This is a genomic window from Caballeronia sp. ATUFL_F1_KS39 (genome assembly GCF_023630985.1).
Taxonomy (GTDB): Bacteria; Pseudomonadota; Gammaproteobacteria; order Burkholderiales; family Burkholderiaceae; genus Caballeronia; species Caballeronia zhejiangensis.
This window is the reverse complement of sequence record NZ_JALQDZ010000040.1, coordinates 46,852-67,311: the sequence shown is the minus strand read 5'-3', so window position 1 is coordinate 67,311 and position 20,460 is coordinate 46,852. Positions and strand designations below refer to the sequence as shown.

The following is a 20,460-nucleotide window of genomic DNA, read 5'->3' as shown; positions in this document are numbered from 1 at the left end:
CATCGATCACGCCGTCAGTCCGCTACCCGAACCGATTTGGACTTCGGCGCGCGTGTTCGCGGCATGGGCGCTCAGCACGGCGATCTCACGCTGCGTGAAGTGCGTGACCGGCGCGATGGCCGCGAGCGCAGCGGTGATGACGATGGCGACGATGCTGATCGAGATGGCGTTCATGTTCGGCTCCTTCGGTTGGCTGAGATGGACTAGCTGCTGTCGATGTGAGGCATTGTCGTCGCCGAGGGTTAGCGAAGAATGAGCTTGGCGCCGCGACGGGCATCCGGTTCGCCGGAGTAACATTCGCATTCATTCGACCATCGCGCATTCGGCATTCAAAATGCATTCGACCATCAGCACATCGACCGCCACGCTCGAGCTGCCCTTCAAGCGGCCTTTCGACTGGACGCGGATGCTGGAATTTATCGGCGGTCGCGCGTCGGCGGGCGTCGAGTCGGTCGAGGACGGCGTGTATCGGCGCGCGATCGAATGGCAAGGCGCCGAGGGCACCGTCGAAGTCCGGCCGCATGAACGCAGGCATCGGCTCGTCGTGAATGTCGAGGGTGCGGTGGCGCAGCACGCCGGCGACCTCGCCGCGCCCCTCGCGCGCATGTTCGATCTGCACGCCGATCCGCAAGAAATCGCTCGCTGTCTCGCCGGCGATCCGGTGCTCGCCCCGCTCGTCGAAGTCGCGCCCGGCCTGCGCGTGCCGGGTGCGTGGTCCGGCTTCGAACTTGTGGTGCGGACCATCGTCGGGCAGCAGGTGAGCGTCAAAGGCGCGTCGACGATCATGAACCGCATCGTGCAGCGCGCGGGCAAAAAGATCGAAGGCCATCCGCATGGGGGCATCGGGTGGCGCTTTCCGACGCCCGCCGAACTCGCCGCAGCGGATCTGGAGAAGATCGGCATGCCGACCAAGCGCATCGAGACCGTGCAGCGTTTCGCGCACGCGGTCGCAACCGGCGCGCTTCCTCTCGATGAACCCGGCGCCGATCCCGAACGCGTGAAGCGCGACATGCTCGCCATGCCAGGCATCGGCCCGTGGACCGTCGGCTATGTCGCGATGCGTGCGCTGCGCGATCCCGACGCCTGGCCCGAAGCCGATCTCGTCCTGATGCAGGCGATCGCGCGCCGCGACCCATCGCTTGTGAAGCCCGCCCAGCAGCGCGCGCGTACCGAACGCTGGCGGCCCTGGAGAGCGTATGCGGCGATGCATCTGTGGAACGGCGTGGCAATGGAAACAGGACTTGCACACGGCGGCTGAACTCTCGGGCATGCAATCGACCGCTGTTGCATCCTGCATTCGGCATCACGCATGCAAAGTGCAAACACGGCGCCGATCATTTCGCACTATTGTCTAAAAAATGAACTAATCTGCTTCGAGCGGCCGGGCCGCTGCCGAAGCCGCAAAGCCGTGTACGTGAAAAGCGCTGACGAACCGCCATCGGGAGACGCTCATGGACGCATCATCGCAAACGACGCCCGCGCCCGAACTGCCGACAGCGCCGCGCGTGCAGAAGATCGTCGTCGCGATACACGGCATCGGCAATCAGTTGCACAGTGACACGGTGCGCTCGGTCGCGAGCCAGTTCGGCGCGCGTTATGACCCGCCGCTTCCCGTGATGCCACTCGGCTACTTCGATATCGCGGGCGTCGGCGAAGTCGACGTGCGCCAGCTCGATCTGCCGCCGGGCGGTCCCTATACCGCGGAGCAACGCGACTTCTATTCGGCGCTCGGTTTCGCGGAAGTGTATTGGGCCGACATTCCGCGCGAAGTCGTGAAGCAGGACGACACGCTCGAAGAGAGCAAGGCGTGGGGACTGTCGATCGTGAGTCGCGCGCAAGCGACCTACATGCTCAACGTCGATGAACGCAAGCTCGAACCCGCGGACTTTTCGCTCGCGTCGGGCGTCGTCGAAGAGATCGTCGAAACGGTGGCCGTCATGCAAAGCCTGCTCGCGGTGACGGAGAAAGCCGGCATTTTCAAGTTCGATCTCGCGCCGATGCTGCGCGATTATGTCGGCGACGTGCAGCTCGTCGCGGATTTCAGGCAGCATCGAGAGACCATCGTCTTTCGCTTTCATCGTGTGATGGAGCGGCTTGTCGCGCTCGCCACCGCGCGTTGTCAGTGTGCGCCCGAGGTGTATATCGTCGCGCATAGCGAAGGGACCGTGATCAGTTTTCTCGGCATCCTGCAGGCGCTATCGAGACCGACCGTCACCGACCCGAAGGACGGCAAGCAGATCATCGGTACTGACTGGGTGCAGAGTCTGCGTGGCTTCATGACCATCGGCTCGCCGATCGACAAGCACATCCTTTTATGGCCGAAGCTATGGGAAGGCATGGCGCTAAAGAGCGAACGCAAAGGCGATGCCGTCACGCAGATCGAGCGTCCCGGCGGTCCGATCACGCTGCCTTCACGCATCAGGTGGCGCAACTATTATGACTTCGGCGATCCCGTCGGCTTCGCACTCGATACGGCGCGCGCCTATCTCGGTCGTCATGGTTGTCTCGCATTCGAATTCGAGCCGGTGCATGACATTGGCTTTTCGCGCTACTGGCTGCCGGGGAAAGCGCACACCGATTACTGGACCGACGGCGATGTCTTCGGCCACTTCATCGAGAACGTCGTGCTCGACAGAAGCACCGCGAAAACCTCTCAAAACAGGCATTTTCGCGGCATCGTGAGCACGGCAATTCCTTATCTTCTGAGCTTCGCGCTGCATCTGCTCGCGGTGTTCTTCATCTATAAAGCTGTCACCGCAACTTCCGATTCGGGCGCGGGCGGCACGAGCACCGCGCCCGAATTCATCTATCTCACGCGCTCGGTGTTCGCGCTCGCCTGCCTTTTGATGGGAACGACGGTTGCCGCACGCCTTCCGCGTCTCGTCAAGGCGCGAGGCACAAATCGCACGGCCGCATGGCTGCGTTGGCGCATCGTCGCGCTACTGTCGTTCGTCGCGGGTGCGCTGATCTTCTGGTTCGTGCTGTTGAGCGGCGTGGCGGCTTTTCTCGCGAGCCCGTTCGCCGATATCCTGCATCGCGATAGCGCCGATCCTGTCGTCGGCAAGGCGGTCTTCGTACTTGCGGGCCTCGTCTGCGCAATAAGCGGCTGGCTCGCGCCGCGCAAACCGCATTGGGGACGGCGTATTCTCGTCGCGCTCGGCACGTTGATGATGGTGCTGATCGTGGGCGTCAGACTATGGGGCGATCTCGCGGGCAAACCCTTGTGGCCCGTCGTGCTTGGTGGCGCTTTCTTTCTCTATGCGTGGTGGCTCGCGATCCTGATCTTCGATCTCGCATTCGTGTGGCATCGCTATGTGCGCAATTCCGTCGCGCTCGATACGTTGCGCGCGTGGCGCGAAGATCGATGCGACGCGCAGCCCAAGCCCATTATGTCGATGCGATCCAAGCCCTCGAAGCAGTGATGCGATCACCCATGCAGTAGGAGCTTCTGCACGCGCCAATTGAGCAACTCCGCGACGAACAAAGTGCCTTCTGAAGGACACGCCATTTCATGAATCCATCCGAACTGCTTCAATTGCTTGCCGGATCGTCCGAGTACGCCGAGCAATTTTCCGTCGAGCGATAACTTGTAAATCCGGCCGGGAAACGCATCGGCGGAATACAGCACTTGATTCGGCCCCGGCGAAATGCAAATGGCCCAAGGTGAACCCGGCGCAAATGTTCCCGCTGCTATCGCCGCTTCGTCGGGCATGTTGCCGATAGCCGGACGCGCATCGGGCGGCACGGGTACATCGATCGTGAATTGCCGCTGAAAATTGCCTTCGTCGTCGAATACCTGAATGCGCCGGTTGCTTCGATCGGCGACATAGACAAGCCCGTTTCTATCGACAGCAATGCTATGCGGCGTATGGAATTGCCCCGGCTCCTTCCCGCGCTCGCCCCACGACTTGAGCCAGTTGCCGTCCTTGTCGACCTTCGCGACGCGCGAGTTGATGTATCCGTCGCTGATATAGGTATTTCCCGATGCGTCCCACGCGACGTCGGTGACTTGCCGGAAACGCCCCGGCTCCGAAGGCAGCGGCGGATTCGGATGCTTGAGCGGCGCAGTCTCTTCGTCCGACGCTTCCTGCTTGCGACCGAACACCATCGCGACGCGGCCTTCAGGCGTGAACTTGATGATCATGTCCGAGCCCTTGTCCGTTACCCAGACATTGTCTTGCCGATCCACTTTCACAGTATGGGCGAACGACCAGGCATAAAGGTTATGGCCGATTTCGCGCACGAAGCGTCCATTGCGATCGAATTCGAGCAGTTGCGCGGCGGCGGCGCCATAAGCGGGACCCGTGCTATTGCCGCGGGATAACACGAAGATATGCCCGGCCGAATTCAACGCCACGCCCGAGCATTCGCCGAAGTACATATCGCGAGGCAGGCGTACAGGGTCGGGGACCGAATCGTAGGCGATGGACGGTACGTCGTTATCGGCGTATGCGAGATGCGGAAAGAGCGCGAGCGCGGCGGCGCTTTGACCCGCGAGCGCAAGAAAGCGGCGGCGGCTTGCGGCGTTCGGCGCCATGTCGCAACATGGGCAATAGATCGAATGTCGAAGACTCACTGTTACTCTCCTCTTGTTCGATTCGCGATGCGAGAGGAAGTGTAGTGCATGAACTGCATTATTCACACGCGAAGTTATCAATAGCTTTCAACATGAAAAGGGCGTTATGACTGAATCCTTGCAATATCAAGTTCGAATCCGTCTCGCGCCCGAGTATGCGATGCTGGCGCGTCGAGATCCGGCAAACGAAAAGCTCGCGGCGATCAATGCGCTGCTGATCGAACACGACGCTCAACTGAAATGCCAGTACGACGCCTTCGTGGATTACGTCGCGCAGGCCGAAAGGGATGGCATCGAGCACTATCCGCTTTATCGGTGGACACGCGAAACCATCGAAAACCCGGCTAAAAAAGCGAAATATCTCGAAGCGTTCACGCTCTACGTGAATGGCGACGAAGTCTATGACAAGGCACTCGCCGATGCGCTCGAAGCCGATCTTCGATCGCTCGCGAGCGCTGCGATCACCAATATCCGCAAGTTCGACACGAACCCCGCGCATAATCCGCAACCACCGTCGTATGACAATTCATAAGGTTGACGCCGTGCATCGCCCGCGCTAAGGTTTGGTAATTCAACCAAACGTGGATCGCGCCCTGTGCAGGATCGTCGACAGACCATACTCGAAGCCGCCCTTGCCACTCTGCGCGAAGAAGGTTATTCGGGCTTCACGCAACCGCGCGTCGCTGCACGCGCGGGTCTGCGCCAGAGTCATCTGACTTATTATTTCCCCACGCGCCTCGCGTTGATCGAAGCTGTCGCGCGTACGGCCATCGATGGCCAGCTCGCCGCCGTCGATGCCTTCGCGGGCGAAGCATCGCCCAAGATCACAGCTGCATCGATCGCCAATGTCGCGATGCGCCACGAAAACACGCGCGTATTGATGGCGCTCGCGCAAGCCGCCGACGAAGAGCCAACCATTCGCAGCCTCTTTCGCGAGCTCGCGGAAGGCGTCGCGGTACGCATCACGCGCATGCTCGAAGCAATGGGTCTCGCCGTCACGAAAGAACATGTGTCGATGGTGCATGCGCTTGTCGTCGGGCTTGCGGTCATCGATCTCGCGATGGGCCGCGCGGATGGCAAGCGCCGCGCGAGCGCCGCTATCGAAACGTTGTTCTCGCTTCTGCCATCCGACAAATCGGGCGCGTCGTGATTCAACCCTGACGCGCATCGAGCCATTCGACGATATTGCGCACCGTATCGCCATAAAACGTGCGATACAACTCTTCCGCCACATAGCCGATATGCGGCGTCGCGAGCACGTTCGGCAGTGAACGCAGCACGTCGTTCGCAGCGAGCGGCTCTTCATCGTAGACGTCGATTGCCGCGCCCGCGAGCTTGCCCGACTTCAACGCATCGACGAGCGCGGCGCTATCGACGATCGGTCCGCGCGACGTGTTGACGATGCGGCTCGTCGGCTTCATCTGCGCAAATTCCCGTGCACCGACGAGATGATGCGTGCGCTCGCTGAGGCGAACATGAATCGAGAGCACGTCGGAGGTCTTGAAGAGCGTGTCCTTGTCCACTAGTTGCACGCCCTTTTCTTCCGCGCGCTCACGTGTGAGGTTCTGGCTCCACGCGACCACGTTCATGCGAAACGCGCGGCCGATCACGCCGACGGCCGACCCTACGCGACCGAGACCGAGCAAGCCGAGCGTCTTGCCCGCGAGTTCGGTGCCGAGCGCAATCTGCCAGCCGCCCTCCTTGAGCGAGCGATTCTCGGCGGGGATGTTGCGCATCATCGAGAGAATGAGCGCCCACGTGAATTCGATCGTCGGTGTGGACGTATAGCCCGTATGCCGCACTTCGACGCCGCGTTCGGATGCGGCATCGAGATCGATCGATGCATTCGCCGCGCCCGTCGATGCAATCAGCTTAAGGTTAGGCAGGCTCTCGATGATGTCGCGCGAGAACGGCGTGCGTTCGCGCATCGCGCAGACAACATCGAAGGGGCGCAGACGTTCGAGCAACGCGCCGCGCTCCGCGATGTGATCGTTGAACACGGTAATTTCAGCGCGAGCCTCGAGCGGCGACCAGTCAGCCATCGAGAGCGCGATGTTCTGATAATCGTCGAGAACGGCGACTTTGATCGGAGTAGATGTGGCCATGATGATTTCGATTGTTATGACGATTAAGCCGGACGGCAGCAGCAAGTGTGACGCAATGCGCGAAATCGTGTTGCGCGCGCACTTCGCAAAGTTATTGGAAATGCTGCAAAAGCCCGTGTCATAAGGCATAGCACGATGCCATCAGCCATGACATGGCGTGAAACAAGTTACCGCGGGACTTCGCAAGACCGTTTCTCTATAGTCACTTCCGTCGCCACTCGAAACGCAACGTGGCCTAAAGAACCGAGAAGGACATCCCGTGAAAAACAGATCGACTTTCGCTTCAAACGCCCACGTTGCGTTCGCCTCCGACGCGCCTTCAAGCAAGCGCCGCGTGCGCAAGTTGCTCGTCGTCGCGGCGGCCGCCGCGCTTACGCTGTGCAGCAGCTCCGCCTTCGCGGGCTGGGCGCGTGGCGGCACGGCCTACACCGGTCGCGGCGAATACCAGGGCGCGCACGTCGGCTCGTGCGGCGGCGGCAGTTGCTCGCATGCGGGCGGCGTCGAGAATCCATGGGGCCGCGTCGGCACCAACTCCGGAACCGTTACGCGTACCGCGCCGGGCCAGTTCTCCAACTCCGGCACCGCATACGGCCCGAACGGCCGCTCGGTGCAACATGCGGGCGACACGAGCTGCGCCGGCGGCAGTTGCTCGCACACCGGCAGCGCGACCGGCCCGAATGGCAAGACCGCCACCGGCAGCGATACCGTGACGCGTACTGCGCCCGGCCAATACTCGTCATCGGGATCGGTGACGGGACCGAACGGCAACACGTCGACGCACTCAGCATCGACGAATTGCGCGGGCTACACCTGCAATCGCTCGGGCACGGTCAACACGGCCAACGGCGGCACCGTCACGCATTCAGGCAGCGCGACGAGCGTCGCGCCCGGCGTGGTCACGACGTCGGGCACCGCGACGGTCTCGAACGGGTCGCATAGCACGACGGTAGTCGGCGGCGGCACGGTGACGTCGAGCACGACGGTGGTCGCGACGGCGCCGGTCGTCACCGGAACGACCGTCGTCGCTGCGCCCGTGATCGTGCCGCCGCCCCCGCCGCCTGCGACGACCGTGGTGGTCGCACCGCCCCCGGCTTCGTCGACGGTCGTCGTCACGCCGCCTCCGCCGCCGCCCGCCAAGACGGTCGTCGTCACGCCGCCTCCGCCGCCGCCCGCCAAGACGGTGGTCGTCGCTCCGCCACCGGCCAAGACCGTGTACGTCGCGCCCGCGCCGGCTCCAGTCAGGACGGTGTATGTCGCGCCGCCCGCGAAGACCGTCTACGTGGTCCCGCATCGCGCGGTCCTGATTCCGGGCCACTGGGTCGGCAGGTTCTGGATTCCCGCACACTGGGCTTGATCGAGGATCGATTGAAAGCGAAGGCCGGCCGCATGCGAGCCGGCCTTGTCGTTTTGACCGCGCCGCGCGTTACACTGCGAAGCAACGCCGCTTCCGACACAGGCACGACATGCTCGATGTCTTTCCAGTCACGCAAGCAGTCACGAACGCACGCTCATGACGAGGCATCGCATGAAACGCCCGCATCTGCCTCGCGATCATGCGAAAGGCGTCCTGCATGACATTACATGGACGGCCGGTCCTGTCTTGCTGGTCATTGCGATCGTCGTCGCGCTCGTCTACTGGCTCGTCGATCCGGCGCCGCCCAAAACCATCACGATGAGTGCGGGTCAACCCGACAGCTCGTTCTACGTCATCTCGCAGGAATACGCGAAACTGCTCGCGCGTAACGGCATCACGCTGAACGTGCTGCCTTCGGATGGCTCCGTGCAAAATCTCGAACGCTTGCTCGATCCGAAGCAGCACGTCGACCTCGCGCTCGTGCAAGGCGGGATCGCGACGAAGGAACAGGCATCGCAACTGATGTCGCTCGGCAGCGTGTCGTATGTGCCGCTTGTCGTGTTCTATCGAGGCAAGGGTCTCACCCTCCTCTCGCAACTGGAAGGCAAGCGCATCGCGATAGGCCGCGAAGGCAGCGGCACGCGCACGCTGTCGCTCAAGCTGCTGGAAGCGAACGGCATCTATCCTGGCGGCGACACGCAGCTTCTTCCGAGCGACGGCCTGCAAGCCGCGACGCAACTCGTCAGCAACGAGGCCGACGCAGTGTTTCTCTCCGGCGATTCCGCAACGCGCGGCCTGATGTTGCGCCTCTTGCGCGTGCCCGGCATCTCGGTGATGGACTTCAAGGAATCGGGCGCCTATACGCGTCTTTTTCCCTATCTCGACGATATCGAATTGCCGCCCGGTGTGCTCGATCTCGGCCGCCGCATCCCGCCGGAGACCGTGCATCTGATCAGCCCCACGGTCGAACTCGTCGCGCGGCCAAGCCTGCATCCGGCGCTATCGGACTTGCTCATCGAAGCCGCGCAGGAAGTGCACGGCTCTGCCGGTCTGCTGCAACGCGCGGGGCAATTTCCGAGTTCCGTCGCGCATGAGTATCCGATCAGCGAAGACGCGAGCCGCTATTACCGCTCGGGCAAGAGCTTCCTCTATCGCACGCTGCCGTTCTGGCTCGCGAATATCGCGGACCGCGCCCTTGTGCTGTTGCTCCCGGTCGCCGTGCTCATCTTTCCTGCGCTGCGGCTCGTGCCCGCGCTGTATCGCTGGCGCGTGCGCTCGCGCATCTATCGCTATTACGGTGCGCTGATCGCGGTGGAACGCGGCGCGATGCGCGTCACCAGCGAAGACGAACGGCGGGCGCTCGTCATCGAACTCGATTACATCGAGGAATCTCTCGATACGCTCAAGCTGCCGCTCGCCTACGCCGATGCACTCTATGTGCTGCGCGAGCATGTCAGCTTCGTGCGCGCGCGTTTGAACGAAAATTCGCGGAAGGAAAAGAACATGGCATAGTACGGACTCCATAATTGAGGTCACGCAATGAAACTTCGCACTTGGATCGCCTTTGCTTTGACACTGTTGATGAGCGCATGCGCGAGCCTTCCGCCGCAGACAGGACGCGTGCAAACGCATGCACTGGCCGACACCGCGAACACGCGCCTCGGCACGACCTTCGCAGCGAGCGAAGCGGCGCATCCCGGCGACAATGCGTTTCATTTGCTAGCGAACGGCATGGACGCGCTCATCGCGCGCGTGATTCTGAGTGAAGCCGCGGAGCGCACGCTCGACCTCCAGTACTACATCTGGCACGACGATCTGACTGGCCGCGAAATAGCCGCATCGATCATGCGCGCCGCCGATCGCGGCGTGCGCGTGCGCCTCCTGCTCGACGACCTCGGCACCAATGCGGACGATCAGTTCCTGCTCGCGCTCGCTTCGCATCCGAACGTGCAGGTGCGGCTTTTCAATCCCGTATCGAATCGCACGTTCAAGAAGCTAGGCTCCGCCGTCGAGTTCTTTCGCGTGAATCGGCGGATGCATAACAAGGCGCTCATCGCCGATAACCAGGCCGCGATTCTCGGCGGACGCAATATCGGCGACGAATACTTCGGCGCGTCGAGCACGGTCGCGTTCGGCGATCTCGATGTGCTCGTGCATGGCCCCGTCGTGCGCGACGTATCGAGCGCATTCGACCTGTACTGGAACTCGGATGCAGCCTATCCGATCGATAACCTGATGCGACGTCACGCCGACCCCGGCGCGCTCGCCGGTTATCGCCAGAAGCTCGACACGTATTTGTTGTCGGAACAGAGTTCGCCCTATGTCGCGCAGGTTCGCGAGCGTTACACCAAAGTTATCGAGGCGCACGACACGGCTTTTTCGTGGGGCAAGGCCACGCTTCTGTATGACGATCCCGCAAAGATCACGCGCGCGCCCGGCGACAGCGAAGGCCATCTGATGTCGCAATTCAAGGCGTTGGATTTCGAACCCGCGCAGGAAATGCTGATCGTGTCGCCATACTTCGTCCCGCGCAAGGAAGGCGTGCGATGGCTGCAATCGATGACATCGCGTGGCGTGCGTGTCACCGTGCTCACGAATTCTCTCGCCGCCACCGATGTCGCCGCGGTGCATGCGGGCTATCAGCGCTATCGAAAGGATATGCTCGAAGCCGGCGTGAGGCTATATGAGCTGAAGCCCGTTGCATCGAGCGACGCCGACAAGACCGCGAAGAAAACGACATTCGGATCGTCGAAGGCGTCGCTCCATGCGAAGACATATGTGTTTGATCGCAAGCGCATCTTCATCGGCTCGATGAATCTCGATCCGCGTTCCGTTGAGTTGAACACGGAAATCGGCGTCTATTGCGAAAGCGCGGATGCGGCCGAGTATGTGGCTGACGGCATCGGCACGAACATCGATCACATTGCGTGGCGCGTCGAATTGCACGATGACGGCAACGGCAGCAAACGCATGGTGTGGATCGACACCGACGCAAACGGCAACACGACCGAACTCGATAGCGAGCCGGACGTGTCCGCGCTCAAACGCGCAGGGATCTGGATGCTCGGGATCTTGCCGATCGAATCGCAGTTATGAGTCGCGTCATTTGAAACCGGACACGGCATGCGGCACATACGGTGCTTCGAGTTGCGCGATCTCGTCCGCCGTGAGATTCAGCGATAAGGCCGCGACCGCATCGCTCACATGTCCCGGTTTCGATGCACCGATGATCGGCGCGCTCACTGGCGCCTTCTGCGCAACCCACGCGAGCGCCACTTGCGCACGCGGCACGCCGCGCGCCTTCGCGACTGCAGCCACGGCTTCGACGACCGCGCGATCGGCATCGTCGGTGCGATACAGCGTGCTGCCGAAGGTATCCGATTCCTGACGCGCGCTCGTCGCGTCCCATTCGCGCGTGAGACGGCCGCGCGCAAGCGGGCTCCAGGGCAACACGCCGATGCCCTGATCCCTGCAAAGCGGCATCATCTCGCGCTCTTCCTCGCGATACAGCAGATTCAAATGATTCTGCATCGTTTTGAACTCGGTCCATCCGTTCGCGCGAGAGGTATAGAGCGCTTTGCTGAACTGCCACGCATACATCGACGATGCGCCGATATAACGCGCCTTGCCCGCCTTCACGACATCATGCAGTGCTTCGAGCGTTTCCTCGATCGGCGTCGTGTAATCCCATCGATGAATCTGATAGAGATCGACGTAATCGGTCCCGAGCCGCTTCAGGCTGTTATCGATTTCGTTGAAGATCGCCTTGCGCGAGAGCCCCGCGCCATTCGGACCGGGACGCATGCGATTGAATACCTTCGTCGCGATGACGATGTCGTCGCGCTTCGTGAAATCGCGCAGCGCACGTCCGACGATTTCCTCCGACGTGCCGTCCGAGTAAGTATTGGCCGTGTCGAAGAAATTGATGCCCGCGTCCAATGCTTCCTTGATGAGCGGACGGCTCTTTTCCTCATCGAGCGTCCAGGGATGCGTGCCACGATCGGGCGCGCCGTAGGTCATGCAACCAAGACAGAGCCGCGACACCTCGAGACCGGTCGAGCCCAGTTTCACGTATTCCATCGTGCGAATCTCCTTGCAAAGCGAAAGGCATGCGCTAAAGCCTGCGCATGGCGACGAAAGCCCTAAACATTAACGCAGTATGGGATCGCGTGCTTTCTTTGCATGGACATGCACCTTACAACGCCAGCACATTCACCGCCACATCCACATGGTGCGCGCCTCCGCCGAGAATCATCCCGCGCAGCAACGACACATCGCTGTAATCGCGCCCCGTCGCGAGCGTCACATGGTCGAGGTCCGCGAGCACATCATTGGTCGGATCGAGGTCGATCCATCCGCTTTGCGGACAATGCACCGACACCCACGCATGCGAAGCATCGGCGCCGATCAACCTCGGGTGCCCCGGCGGCGGATCGTTGCGCAGATAGCCGCTCACATAACGAGCAGGCAATCCAAGCGCACGCAGGCAGCCGATCATCACTTGCGAGAAGTCCTGACACACGCCATGACGCAATTCGAACGCACGCGATGCGGGCGTATCGAACGCAGTCGCAGACGGTTTGTAGTCGAAGTCCGCATGAATGCGATGCATCAGATCGATGGCGCCCGCGACGAGCGGCGTGCCCTTATCGAAGCTCGCTTGCGCATACGCGCGCAATGCATGATCGAGCGAGATATTGGGCGACGCATAACAGAATTCGCTTTCCGGATAGAACGAACCACTCGCGCTGTAGCGCAAGCGATCCGCGACATCTTCCCAAGGCGGCGTCGCTTCGGCATCGAGCGCATCCCAGCGCGGCGTAAGCCGGACCGTGGTTTCGCTCGTCATCGAAAGCCGTTCGTGCGGCGCATCGAGCGAGAAGTACAACACGTCATTGCCGAATGCATCGACGCGGCTATGCACATAAGACGGTACCGGATCGATGCGCTCGGTATGCGAGATAACCTGCTGCCAGGGGCAATGCAGCGGACGGATCGTCGCTAGGTGCTGCGCGATTTCGACGGGCGTCGAGTATCGATAGGTGGTCCGATGCGTGACCGCGAGCACGGTATCGTTCAGGCCAAGGCTCATGACGACACCTGTGCGGCAAGCGTATTCGCGTGACTGAAGTAGCGCGCGCTGACTTCGTTCGATGCCGCGCTGACCGACGCAACGAGCCGGTCGCATACCGCGATCAGCGCATCGTGACGGCCATCGGCCCGCGTTTCGCAAAGCGCGGTGAGATCGGGCAACGCATCGGCGTGAACGAGAAGATCAGCGAAACGTGTCGCTTGTGCGCGGCGTGCGCCACCGGCTGCGGCAGCGATCTCATCGAGCTTCGTGCGCAAGCGCGAGTACACCCCATAGAGTCCGCGCGGATTGGTTTGATCGACGACGATGAGATCGATCAACGCCGGCACTTCGAGTCTTCCCGGATAAAGCGAGCGATACGTGAGCGTGCTGTCGAAGAGTTGCAAGAGAAGATCGAAGCCCGCGGGCGACGCGAGCGTGCCCCGCTCGGCGACGACATGCAGGATCGTAGCCATCGTCGATACGCGTTCGATATGTCTTCCGATGAAGAGCAGCCGCCATGCTTCATCACGCGTCATGCGATCGCCTTGCGCGCCGCTGATTGCGGACAATTGCGTCGCAAGATGTTCGAGCGCGCCTGCAAGCATCACGCGATCGTAATCGCGGCCGATGCGAACCGTGCCTTCATCTGCCTTATCGCTCGGCGAGAGACGCGCGAGCGCATCACGAAAGTCGTTGCGCGATGCGAGGATCGTGCGCCAGTGGTCCGTCGAAAGCCGGTCGCGAATTTCGCCACATGCGCGCGCCTGATCCGCGAGATTGTCGCCGATGCTCGTCGCTTTGCTCGATTCCGGCAAGCCCGCGACGAGCACACGTTCGAACGCTTGCGGCGTGCTGCGCGCGAGCGTTTCGCCCGATGGGATGAGTCCGCATTGCGATGCGAGTTCAGTGAGCGTCGGAAAGAGTTCTTCAGCATCGTTGCCATCGAGCATGCCGAGCAGAAGGCGGCACAAGCGCACGTTGTTTTCCGCGCGCTCGCCATAACGACCCGCCCAGAAAAGATTCTCCGCGGCTCGGCTCGACACGATCCGATGCTTGCGCAGCTCGCCCGGCTTCATCGGCGTCGGTTGCAACGACACGGCGCTGCCGGGCTGGCTCGACATCACCCATGTATCGACGCTGCTGCCGCCGAACTGCATGGACACGGTCGCGCGCTTGTCGGCCGCGAGCCGCGTGAAGCCGCCTGGCATCACGCTCCAGCTTCCGTCGATGTTGGCGATCGCATAGGCGCGCAGCACGCATGGACGCGAGCCGAGCGCGCCATCATGAAAGCGCGGCGCCGTGGAGAACGGCAGATTCTCCTGCACCGTGAAGACATCCGGCGCGCGTTCGATGCGTTCGCGCCATGCCGAAAGCGCCTGCACGCCCGCATCGATGCCCGGTGCGTGATCGGCCTGCGCGCCAGGCCATGTCGGCGCGATGAGCGCGTGATCAAGGCGCTCGAATACTTCGGACCGCGCGGCTTCTTCGCCGCACCACCATGTCGGCACCGTCGGCAATTCCAGAGTTTCATCCAGCAAGGCTTGCGCAATGCCCGGCAAAAACGCGTTGAGCGCGGGGGATTCCGTGAAGCCCGCGCCCGGCACGTTCGACACCATCACATTGCCCGCACGCATGACCTGCAGCAAGCCGGGCACGCCGATGGTGGAGTCCGCGCGCAATTCGACGGGATCGCAGAATGCATCGTCAAGACGCCGTATCACTGCGTGCACGCGCGACAGGCCGGCAAGCGTCTTCAGATAGAGCTTGTCGTGCCGCACCGTGAGGTCCTTGCCTTCGACGAGCGTCACGCCCAGATATCGCGCGAGAAACACATGCTCGAAGTAAGTCTCGCTGAATGGGCCGGGACTCAGCAACGCGATATGCGGCGCATCGTTCGATGCATCGCTGCGGCCGTCGTCGTCATCGTGCATCGTCGCGCGAGCCGCTTGCGCGATCGTCGCGATGAGTTGCGAATAGGTCGCCGCGAGACGGCTCACATGCATCGCGCGAAAGGGATCGGCGAAGAGGCTCGAGACGATCAATCTGTTTTCGAGCGCATAACCCAAACCGGAAGGCACTTCGGTGCGATGCGCGATGACCGTCCACGAGCCGGATGGCGCGCGCGCGAGATCGACAGCGACGATCTGCAGAAAGCGGCCGCACGGCGGCATGAAACCCTTCACCGCGCGCAAGTAGCCGGGATGCCCGAAGACGAGCGCGCCCGGCAGCAGGCCGCGATGCAGCAATGTCTGCGGACCATAGACATCCGCGACGATCGCTTCCATCAAGCGCGCGCGTTGCGCAACGCCGCGCTCGATCAGCGCCCACTCTTCTTCATCGATGATGAGCGGCAGGAGATCGAGCGACCACGCACGCGGCTTGCCGTTATCGGCATACACGTTGTACGTGATGTCGTTGTCGCGCACCTGCTGCGCGACGGCGGCGACGCCATCGTCGAGCCGCTCGATGCCCTGCTCGCCGAGCAATTCGAAAAACTGACGCCAGGGCTCACGCAACTGGCCTGCCGCGTCGCGCAATTCGTCCCAATGCCCTTCGCGCGCGGGCAGCGTGCGCAGCAGCGCGAGCGCATCGATGCGGGCCGAGGCGATGTCGAAAGGCAAGGTCGATTGATAGGCCAATGTCGTCTCTGTTCTTTATTCGAATGATGATTGCACTTCAACGATAGCGCAGGTCGAGCGTGAACGGGAATTCGAGGCTGCGTTCGCGGGCTTCGACATGCATCGCACCGGGCGTGTGTCCTGTCGCGAAGAAGCGTGCGCGCCTGCGGCTTTCGGCTTCATAGGCGTTGACCGGGAAGGTTTGATAGTTGCGTCCGCCCGGATGCGCGACGTGGTACTGACATCCGCCGATCGCGCGTCCGGTCCATGTATCGACGATATCGAAGGTAAGCGGCGCATGTACGTCGATGGTCGGATGCAGGGATGCGGCTTGCGACCACGCGCGAAAGCGCACGCCGGCCACGTATTCGCTTACGCGCCCTGTAGGTTGCAGCGGCAGCGTCTCGCCATTGACAGTTACGACATGCCGATTGCCATTCAGGCCGAGCACGCGCACTTCGAGACGTTCGACGGATGAATCGACGAAACGCACCGTGCCGCCGATCGCGCCCTCTTCGCCCATGACGTGCCACGGTTCGAGTGCATTGCGGATCGTGAGCGCGATGCCGTTCGTATCGTATGCGCCGACGAGTGGGAAGCGGAACTCGAAATGCGGCGCGAACCAGCTTCGCTCGAATGCGAAGCCCGCTTCGCGCAACTCGCTGAGCACGTCGTCGAAATCCATTTGCACGAAAGTGCCGAGCATGAACCGGTCATGCAGTTCGGTGCCCCAGCGCGTGAGTCGCGCGGTATAGGGCGCGTTCCAAAATCGTGCAACGAGCGCGCGCAACAACAGTTGTTGCACGAGACTCATGCGCGCGTGCGGCGGCATTTCGAAGCCGCGCAGTTCGAGCAGGCCGAGCCGGCCAGTGGGTCCGTCGGGCGAATACAGCTTGTCGATGCAAAACTCCGCGCGGTGCGTGTTGCCCGTTACGTCGATCAGGATGTTGCGCAAAATGCGGTCGATAAGCCACGGCGGCACAGTGGCATTGCCGCGTCCGCCGAGCATGTCGAGTTGTCTTTGCAGTTCGGCGAACGCGATCTCGAGTTCATAGACCTGATCGTTGCGTGCTTCGTCGACGCGCGGCGCCTGACTCGTCGGACCGATAAAAAGCCCTGAAAACAGCATCGACAGCGATGGATGGTTATGCCAGTACGCGATCAGGCTCGCAAGCAGATCGGGGCGACGAAGGAATGGACTGTCGGCGGGTGTCGCACCGCCAAGCACGAAGTGATTGCCGCCGCCGGTGCCGGTGTGCCGGCCATCGAGCATGAATTTCTCGGGGCTTAAATACGACTCGTGCGCCGCGTTGTACAAGAACTCCGTGTGTTCGACAAGATCGTTCCAGTTCGCAGCCGGATGAATGTTCACCTCGATCACGCCCGGATCCGGCGTCACCTGGAGCATCTTGAGACGCGCATCGCGCGGCGGCGGATAGCCTTCGACAATGACCGGAATCTTCAGATCGGAAGCCGTGGCTTCGATGGCCGCAAGCAGATCGAGATAGTCGTCGAGTTCGGTGAGCGGCGGCATGAAGACATGCATCAGCTTGTTGCCGTTGCCGAGCTTTTCGAGGGCGTCGGCTTCCGCTTTCGGACCGGCCGCGCGCGCGGGGTCACGCGCTTCCACGCACACAGCGGTCCGCGCGATCCAGCCAGCCGACTCGCCGCGTTGCGGGACGCGCTCCCGCGACGGACCCGTTGCCATTGCATGCCGCGTTCCGACCGCATCGGCATTTTGCATGCGCGATTCATTATCCAAATCCGCATATTGCATGCGTAATTCAGTCGCGGTGCGCAATGGCGTCGACGGCGCGAACGGATCGTGCGCGTGCTGCCACGGATAATCGCCTTCCGAAACCCACGGCAGCGAGTCGAGCGGCAAACGGTAGCCCATCGGCGAATCGCCCGGAATCAGGTACATGCGCTCGTCGCGGAAGAACCACGGACCGCTGGTCCAGCGGCCCGGCTGCATCGTGGGGGCGTCTTCGCGCGAAATCGGCAGCGCGTAGCCCGTAATCGACGGAAGTCCTGCATCGAACACACGCCGCAGCCGGGCGCGCTCGAGTTCGTCGTCCAGACGCGAGTCGAAGGGATCGACGTTCACCGGCAAGCGGCGTTCGCGCCACAGGTAGTACCACGTATCCTCGTAGGCGGGTTGAATGTATTTTGAATCCAAAGACAACTTGCCAGCGAGATGACGAATGAAGCGCGCGGCGTCATCCGATGTGTAAGACGCGGGCTGCCGCTCGTCCGCAAAAAGCGACGGATCGTGCCAGCACGGTTCGCCATCCGCGCGCCAGAAGAGCGACAGCGCCCAGCGCGGCAATTGCTCGCCCGGATACCACTTGCCCTGTCCGATGTGCAGGAAGCCGCCCGCGCCGTACTGCGCGCGCAGCTTGTCCATCAGCGAAACGGCGTAGGCGCGCTTCGTCGGGCCCAGCGCATCGGTGTTCCATTCCGGTTCATCGCGATCGCGAACCGAAACATAAGTCGGCTCGCCACCCATGGTGAGGCGCACATCGGATGCATTCAATCGCGCATCCACCTGCTCGCCCATACGCAGCACCGCGTTCCAGTCTTCCTCGCTATAAGGCTTCGTCACGCGCGGCGTTTCGAGCACGCGCTCTATCGACATCGCATGAACGAATTCGACTTCGCATTTGTCAATCGCGCCAGAGACCGGTGCCGCACTGTCCGGCTCCGGCGTGCACGCGACCGGAATATGTCCTTCGCCGGCGAGCAGGCCGGAAGTAGGATCGAAGCCTATCCAGCCCGCTCCAGGCAGGAACACTTCGCACCACGCATGCAGGTCGGTGAAGTCCACTTCGGTGCCGCTCGGGCCATCGAGCGATTTGGTATCCGGTGCGAGCTGCAACAGATAGCCCGACACGAAACGCGCCGCCAGCCCGAGATGACGCAGCGTTTCCACGAGCAGCCAGCCGGAATCCCGGCACGAACCCGCCGCGCTTTCAAGCGTTTCCTCGGGCGTCTGCACGCCCGGCTCCATGCGGATCAGATAGCGAATCTCGTGGGATAGCCTTTGATTCAATTCGACGAGAAAATCGATCGTCGCGCGCGGGGAGCGATCGATACTTTCGACAAATGCGGCAAAGCGCGGAGTCGGCTCACGCTTGACCATGTAAGGCGCGAGATCATGCAGCAATTCTGGCGCATAGCTGAATGGAAACTTTTCGGCGGCCGGTTCGAGAAAAAAGTCGAACGGGTTATAGACGGCCATTTCCGCAACGAGATCGACCGTTACCTTGAATTCGCGCGTTTTCTCGGGGAAAACCAGTCGCGCCTGATAGTTCGCGAACGCGTCCTGCTGCCAGTTGATGAAATGATCCTCTGGCTCGACACGCATCGAATACGACACGATCGGCGTCCGGCAATGGGGCGCAGGCCGCAAGCGCACGACTTGCGGCGAAAGACCGACGAGCCGGTCATAGCGATAGTGCGTGACATGGTTCAACGCGACACGAATGGACACACCGGACTCCTTTGCTCAATTGACGCCGCGCACACAAGCGCGCTGCAACGCGTTTTTCTGCTTGTCATGGAAAAAACGTTCTGACTACGGCACGATGTTTGCGACTGCTTCGCCGATAGCGCGCACACCGAACCTCGCGCAATAACACTTCCGCCGACCACACGATGAAGACCTTTCACTGCAATCGCTGCAACCAGCTCGTGTTCTTCGAGAACACGCATTGCGAAAACTGCGGCGCGCGGCTCGGCTATGTGCCCGAGATCAGTCAGATCAGCGCCTTCGAAGAAAACGGGGACGGTCGCTGGCGCAGCCTGCATCCGCTCGCCAAAGATCTCCTCTATCGGCCGTGCCATAACTACGTGGTCGAAAATGTCTGCAACTGGGTCGTTCCTGCGCCCGACGTCGATCCGACCGACCCGCTGTGCTGCTCGTGCCAATTGACGAGCACCATTCCCAACCTCTCGAATCCGGAAAACCGCGTCTACTGGTATCGCATCGAAGCCGCGAAGCGCCGCCTGCTGTACACGTTTTCCGAGTTGGGCCTGCCCGTGAAGTCGCGTCAGGAAGATCCCGAGCGCGGCCTCGAATTCCAGTTTCTCGAAGCCGATGCGCAAGGCCATGGCGTAATGACGGGCCATAACAACGGCATCATCACGCTCAACATCGCTGAAGCTGACGATGCTCATCGCGAGAAAACGCGCTCTGCGCTTCACGAGCCGTATCGCACCTTGCTCGGTCATTTCCGTCATGAATCCGGGCACTACTTCTTTGATCGCCTGATCGCGGACACCGCTCGCATCGCACCGTTTCGCACTGCATTCGGCGACGAACAAGCCGACTACGCCGCCGCACTCGACCGCCATTACCAGGAAGGTCCGCCCGCTCAATGGGAAGACAACTTCATCAGTGCCTACGCCACGATGCATCCGTGGGAAGACTGGGCGGAGACCTGGGCGCATTATCTGCATATCGTCGACACGCTCGATACCGCCGTATCGTGCGGCCTCGTGCTCGTGCCCGATAGTCCGCACGAGCCGACGCTTACCGATCAGACGCCCGTCGACGAAACCACGTTTGATAACCTCATGAAACGCTGGTTTCCACTCACTTATGTCCTGAATAGCCTGAATCGCAGTCTCGGCATGCCCGACGGCTATCCGTTCACGCTCGCGCCGCCTGTCATCGACAAGCTCCGCTTCGTGCATCGTGTCGTCGCGGCGGCGGCCAAGCGCTGAACGCA

At 61.8% G+C, this 20,460-nt stretch carries 15 protein-coding genes; 8 read left to right on the top strand and 7 right to left on the bottom strand.

Annotated features, from left to right (window positions below):
• Window positions 1–6: 6 nt before the first annotated feature.
• Entirely contained in the window at window positions 7–174 is a 168-nt protein-coding gene (locus tag NCR93_RS20540; RefSeq protein ID WP_167561845.1) for a hypothetical protein, read from the bottom strand.
• A 160-nt stretch (window positions 175–334) separates the two neighbouring features.
• Between NCR93_RS20540 and NCR93_RS20535 the strand changes: the two genes are divergently transcribed.
• Window positions 335–1,258 carry a DNA-3-methyladenine glycosylase family protein gene (locus NCR93_RS20535; RefSeq protein WP_175980670.1) on the top strand — a complete coding sequence of 308 codons (924 nt, stop codon included), beginning with the start codon at window positions 335–337 and terminating at the stop codon, window positions 1,256–1,258.
• Between the two features lie 193 nt (window positions 1,259–1,451).
• Complete coding sequence (locus tag NCR93_RS20530) at window positions 1,452–3,422, top strand: MFS transporter (protein ID WP_175980668.1); 1,971 nt, start codon at window positions 1,452–1,454, stop codon at window positions 3,420–3,422.
• Between the two features lie 5 nt (window positions 3,423–3,427).
• Here NCR93_RS20530 and NCR93_RS20525 read toward each other — a convergent pair whose 3' ends face one another.
• Window positions 3,428–4,537, bottom strand: coding sequence for a peptidyl-alpha-hydroxyglycine alpha-amidating lyase family protein (locus tag NCR93_RS20525; RefSeq protein WP_249798741.1), 1,110 nt, complete (start codon window positions 4,535–4,537; stop codon window positions 3,428–3,430).
• 145 nt (window positions 4,538–4,682) lie between these two features.
• Here NCR93_RS20525 and NCR93_RS20520 point away from each other — a divergent pair, with 145 nt between their 5' ends.
• Together NCR93_RS20520 and NCR93_RS20515 are read left to right on the top strand one after the other, a co-directional pair.
• Window positions 4,683–5,108 carry a hypothetical protein gene (locus NCR93_RS20520; RefSeq protein ID WP_175980664.1) on the top strand — a complete coding sequence of 142 codons (426 nt, stop codon included), beginning with the start codon at window positions 4,683–4,685 and terminating at the stop codon, window positions 5,106–5,108.
• Window positions 5,109–5,171: 63 nt separating this feature from the next.
• Complete coding sequence (locus NCR93_RS20515; protein WP_008347818.1) at window positions 5,172–5,726, top strand: TetR/AcrR family transcriptional regulator; 555 nt, start codon at window positions 5,172–5,174, stop codon at window positions 5,724–5,726.
• A 1-nt stretch (window position 5,727) separates the two neighbouring features.
• Here the strand turns inward: NCR93_RS20515 and NCR93_RS20510 are convergent, their stop codons facing one another.
• Window positions 5,728–6,681 (bottom strand): D-2-hydroxyacid dehydrogenase family protein, encoded by a 954-nt coding sequence (locus NCR93_RS20510; RefSeq protein WP_175980662.1) that lies wholly within the window; start codon window positions 6,679–6,681, stop codon window positions 5,728–5,730.
• Between the two features lie 334 nt (window positions 6,682–7,015).
• Here NCR93_RS20510 and NCR93_RS20505 point away from each other — a divergent pair, with 334 nt between their 5' ends.
• The 3 genes from NCR93_RS20505 (at window position 7,016) to NCR93_RS20495 (ending at window position 11,131) form a co-directional block, all read left to right on the top strand.
• Window positions 7,016–8,035 (top strand): hypothetical protein, encoded by a 1,020-nt coding sequence (locus NCR93_RS20505; protein ID WP_308196632.1) that lies wholly within the window; start codon window positions 7,016–7,018, stop codon window positions 8,033–8,035.
• Between the two features lie 171 nt (window positions 8,036–8,206).
• Window positions 8,207–9,547, top strand: coding sequence for a TAXI family TRAP transporter solute-binding subunit (locus NCR93_RS20500; protein WP_250524216.1), 1,341 nt, complete (start codon window positions 8,207–8,209; stop codon window positions 9,545–9,547).
• A 27-nt stretch (window positions 9,548–9,574) separates the two neighbouring features.
• On the top strand, window positions 9,575–11,131 hold the full coding sequence (locus tag NCR93_RS20495; RefSeq protein ID WP_175980656.1) for a phospholipase D family protein: 1,557 nt from the start codon (window positions 9,575–9,577) through the stop codon (window positions 11,129–11,131).
• 6 nt (window positions 11,132–11,137) lie between these two features.
• Here NCR93_RS20495 and NCR93_RS20490 read toward each other — a convergent pair whose 3' ends face one another.
• The 4 genes from NCR93_RS20490 to NCR93_RS20475 all read right to left on the bottom strand — a co-directional run bounded on the left by NCR93_RS20490 (window position 11,138) and on the right by NCR93_RS20475 (window position 19,220).
• Complete coding sequence (locus NCR93_RS20490; RefSeq protein ID WP_175980654.1) at window positions 11,138–12,115, bottom strand: aldo/keto reductase; 978 nt, start codon at window positions 12,113–12,115, stop codon at window positions 11,138–11,140.
• Window positions 12,116–12,230: 115 nt separating this feature from the next.
• On the bottom strand, window positions 12,231–13,127 hold the full coding sequence (locus tag NCR93_RS20485; RefSeq protein ID WP_008347810.1) for a transglutaminase family protein: 897 nt from the start codon (window positions 13,125–13,127) through the stop codon (window positions 12,231–12,233).
• Entirely contained in the window at window positions 13,124–15,748 is a 2,625-nt protein-coding gene (locus NCR93_RS20480) for a circularly permuted type 2 ATP-grasp protein (protein WP_175980652.1), read from the bottom strand. The genes NCR93_RS20485 and NCR93_RS20480 overlap by 4 nt, the downstream gene beginning before the upstream one ends.
• A gap of 37 nt (window positions 15,749–15,785) precedes the next feature.
• Entirely contained in the window at window positions 15,786–19,220 is a 3,435-nt protein-coding gene (locus tag NCR93_RS20475) for a transglutaminase family protein (protein WP_175980650.1), read from the bottom strand.
• A gap of 164 nt (window positions 19,221–19,384) precedes the next feature.
• On the opposite strand from NCR93_RS20475, the gene NCR93_RS20470 reads away from it, so the two are divergent.
• Complete coding sequence (locus NCR93_RS20470) at window positions 19,385–20,455, top strand: zinc-binding metallopeptidase family protein (RefSeq protein ID WP_175980648.1); 1,071 nt, start codon at window positions 19,385–19,387, stop codon at window positions 20,453–20,455.
• The last annotated feature ends 5 nt before the right edge of the window (window positions 20,456–20,460 follow it).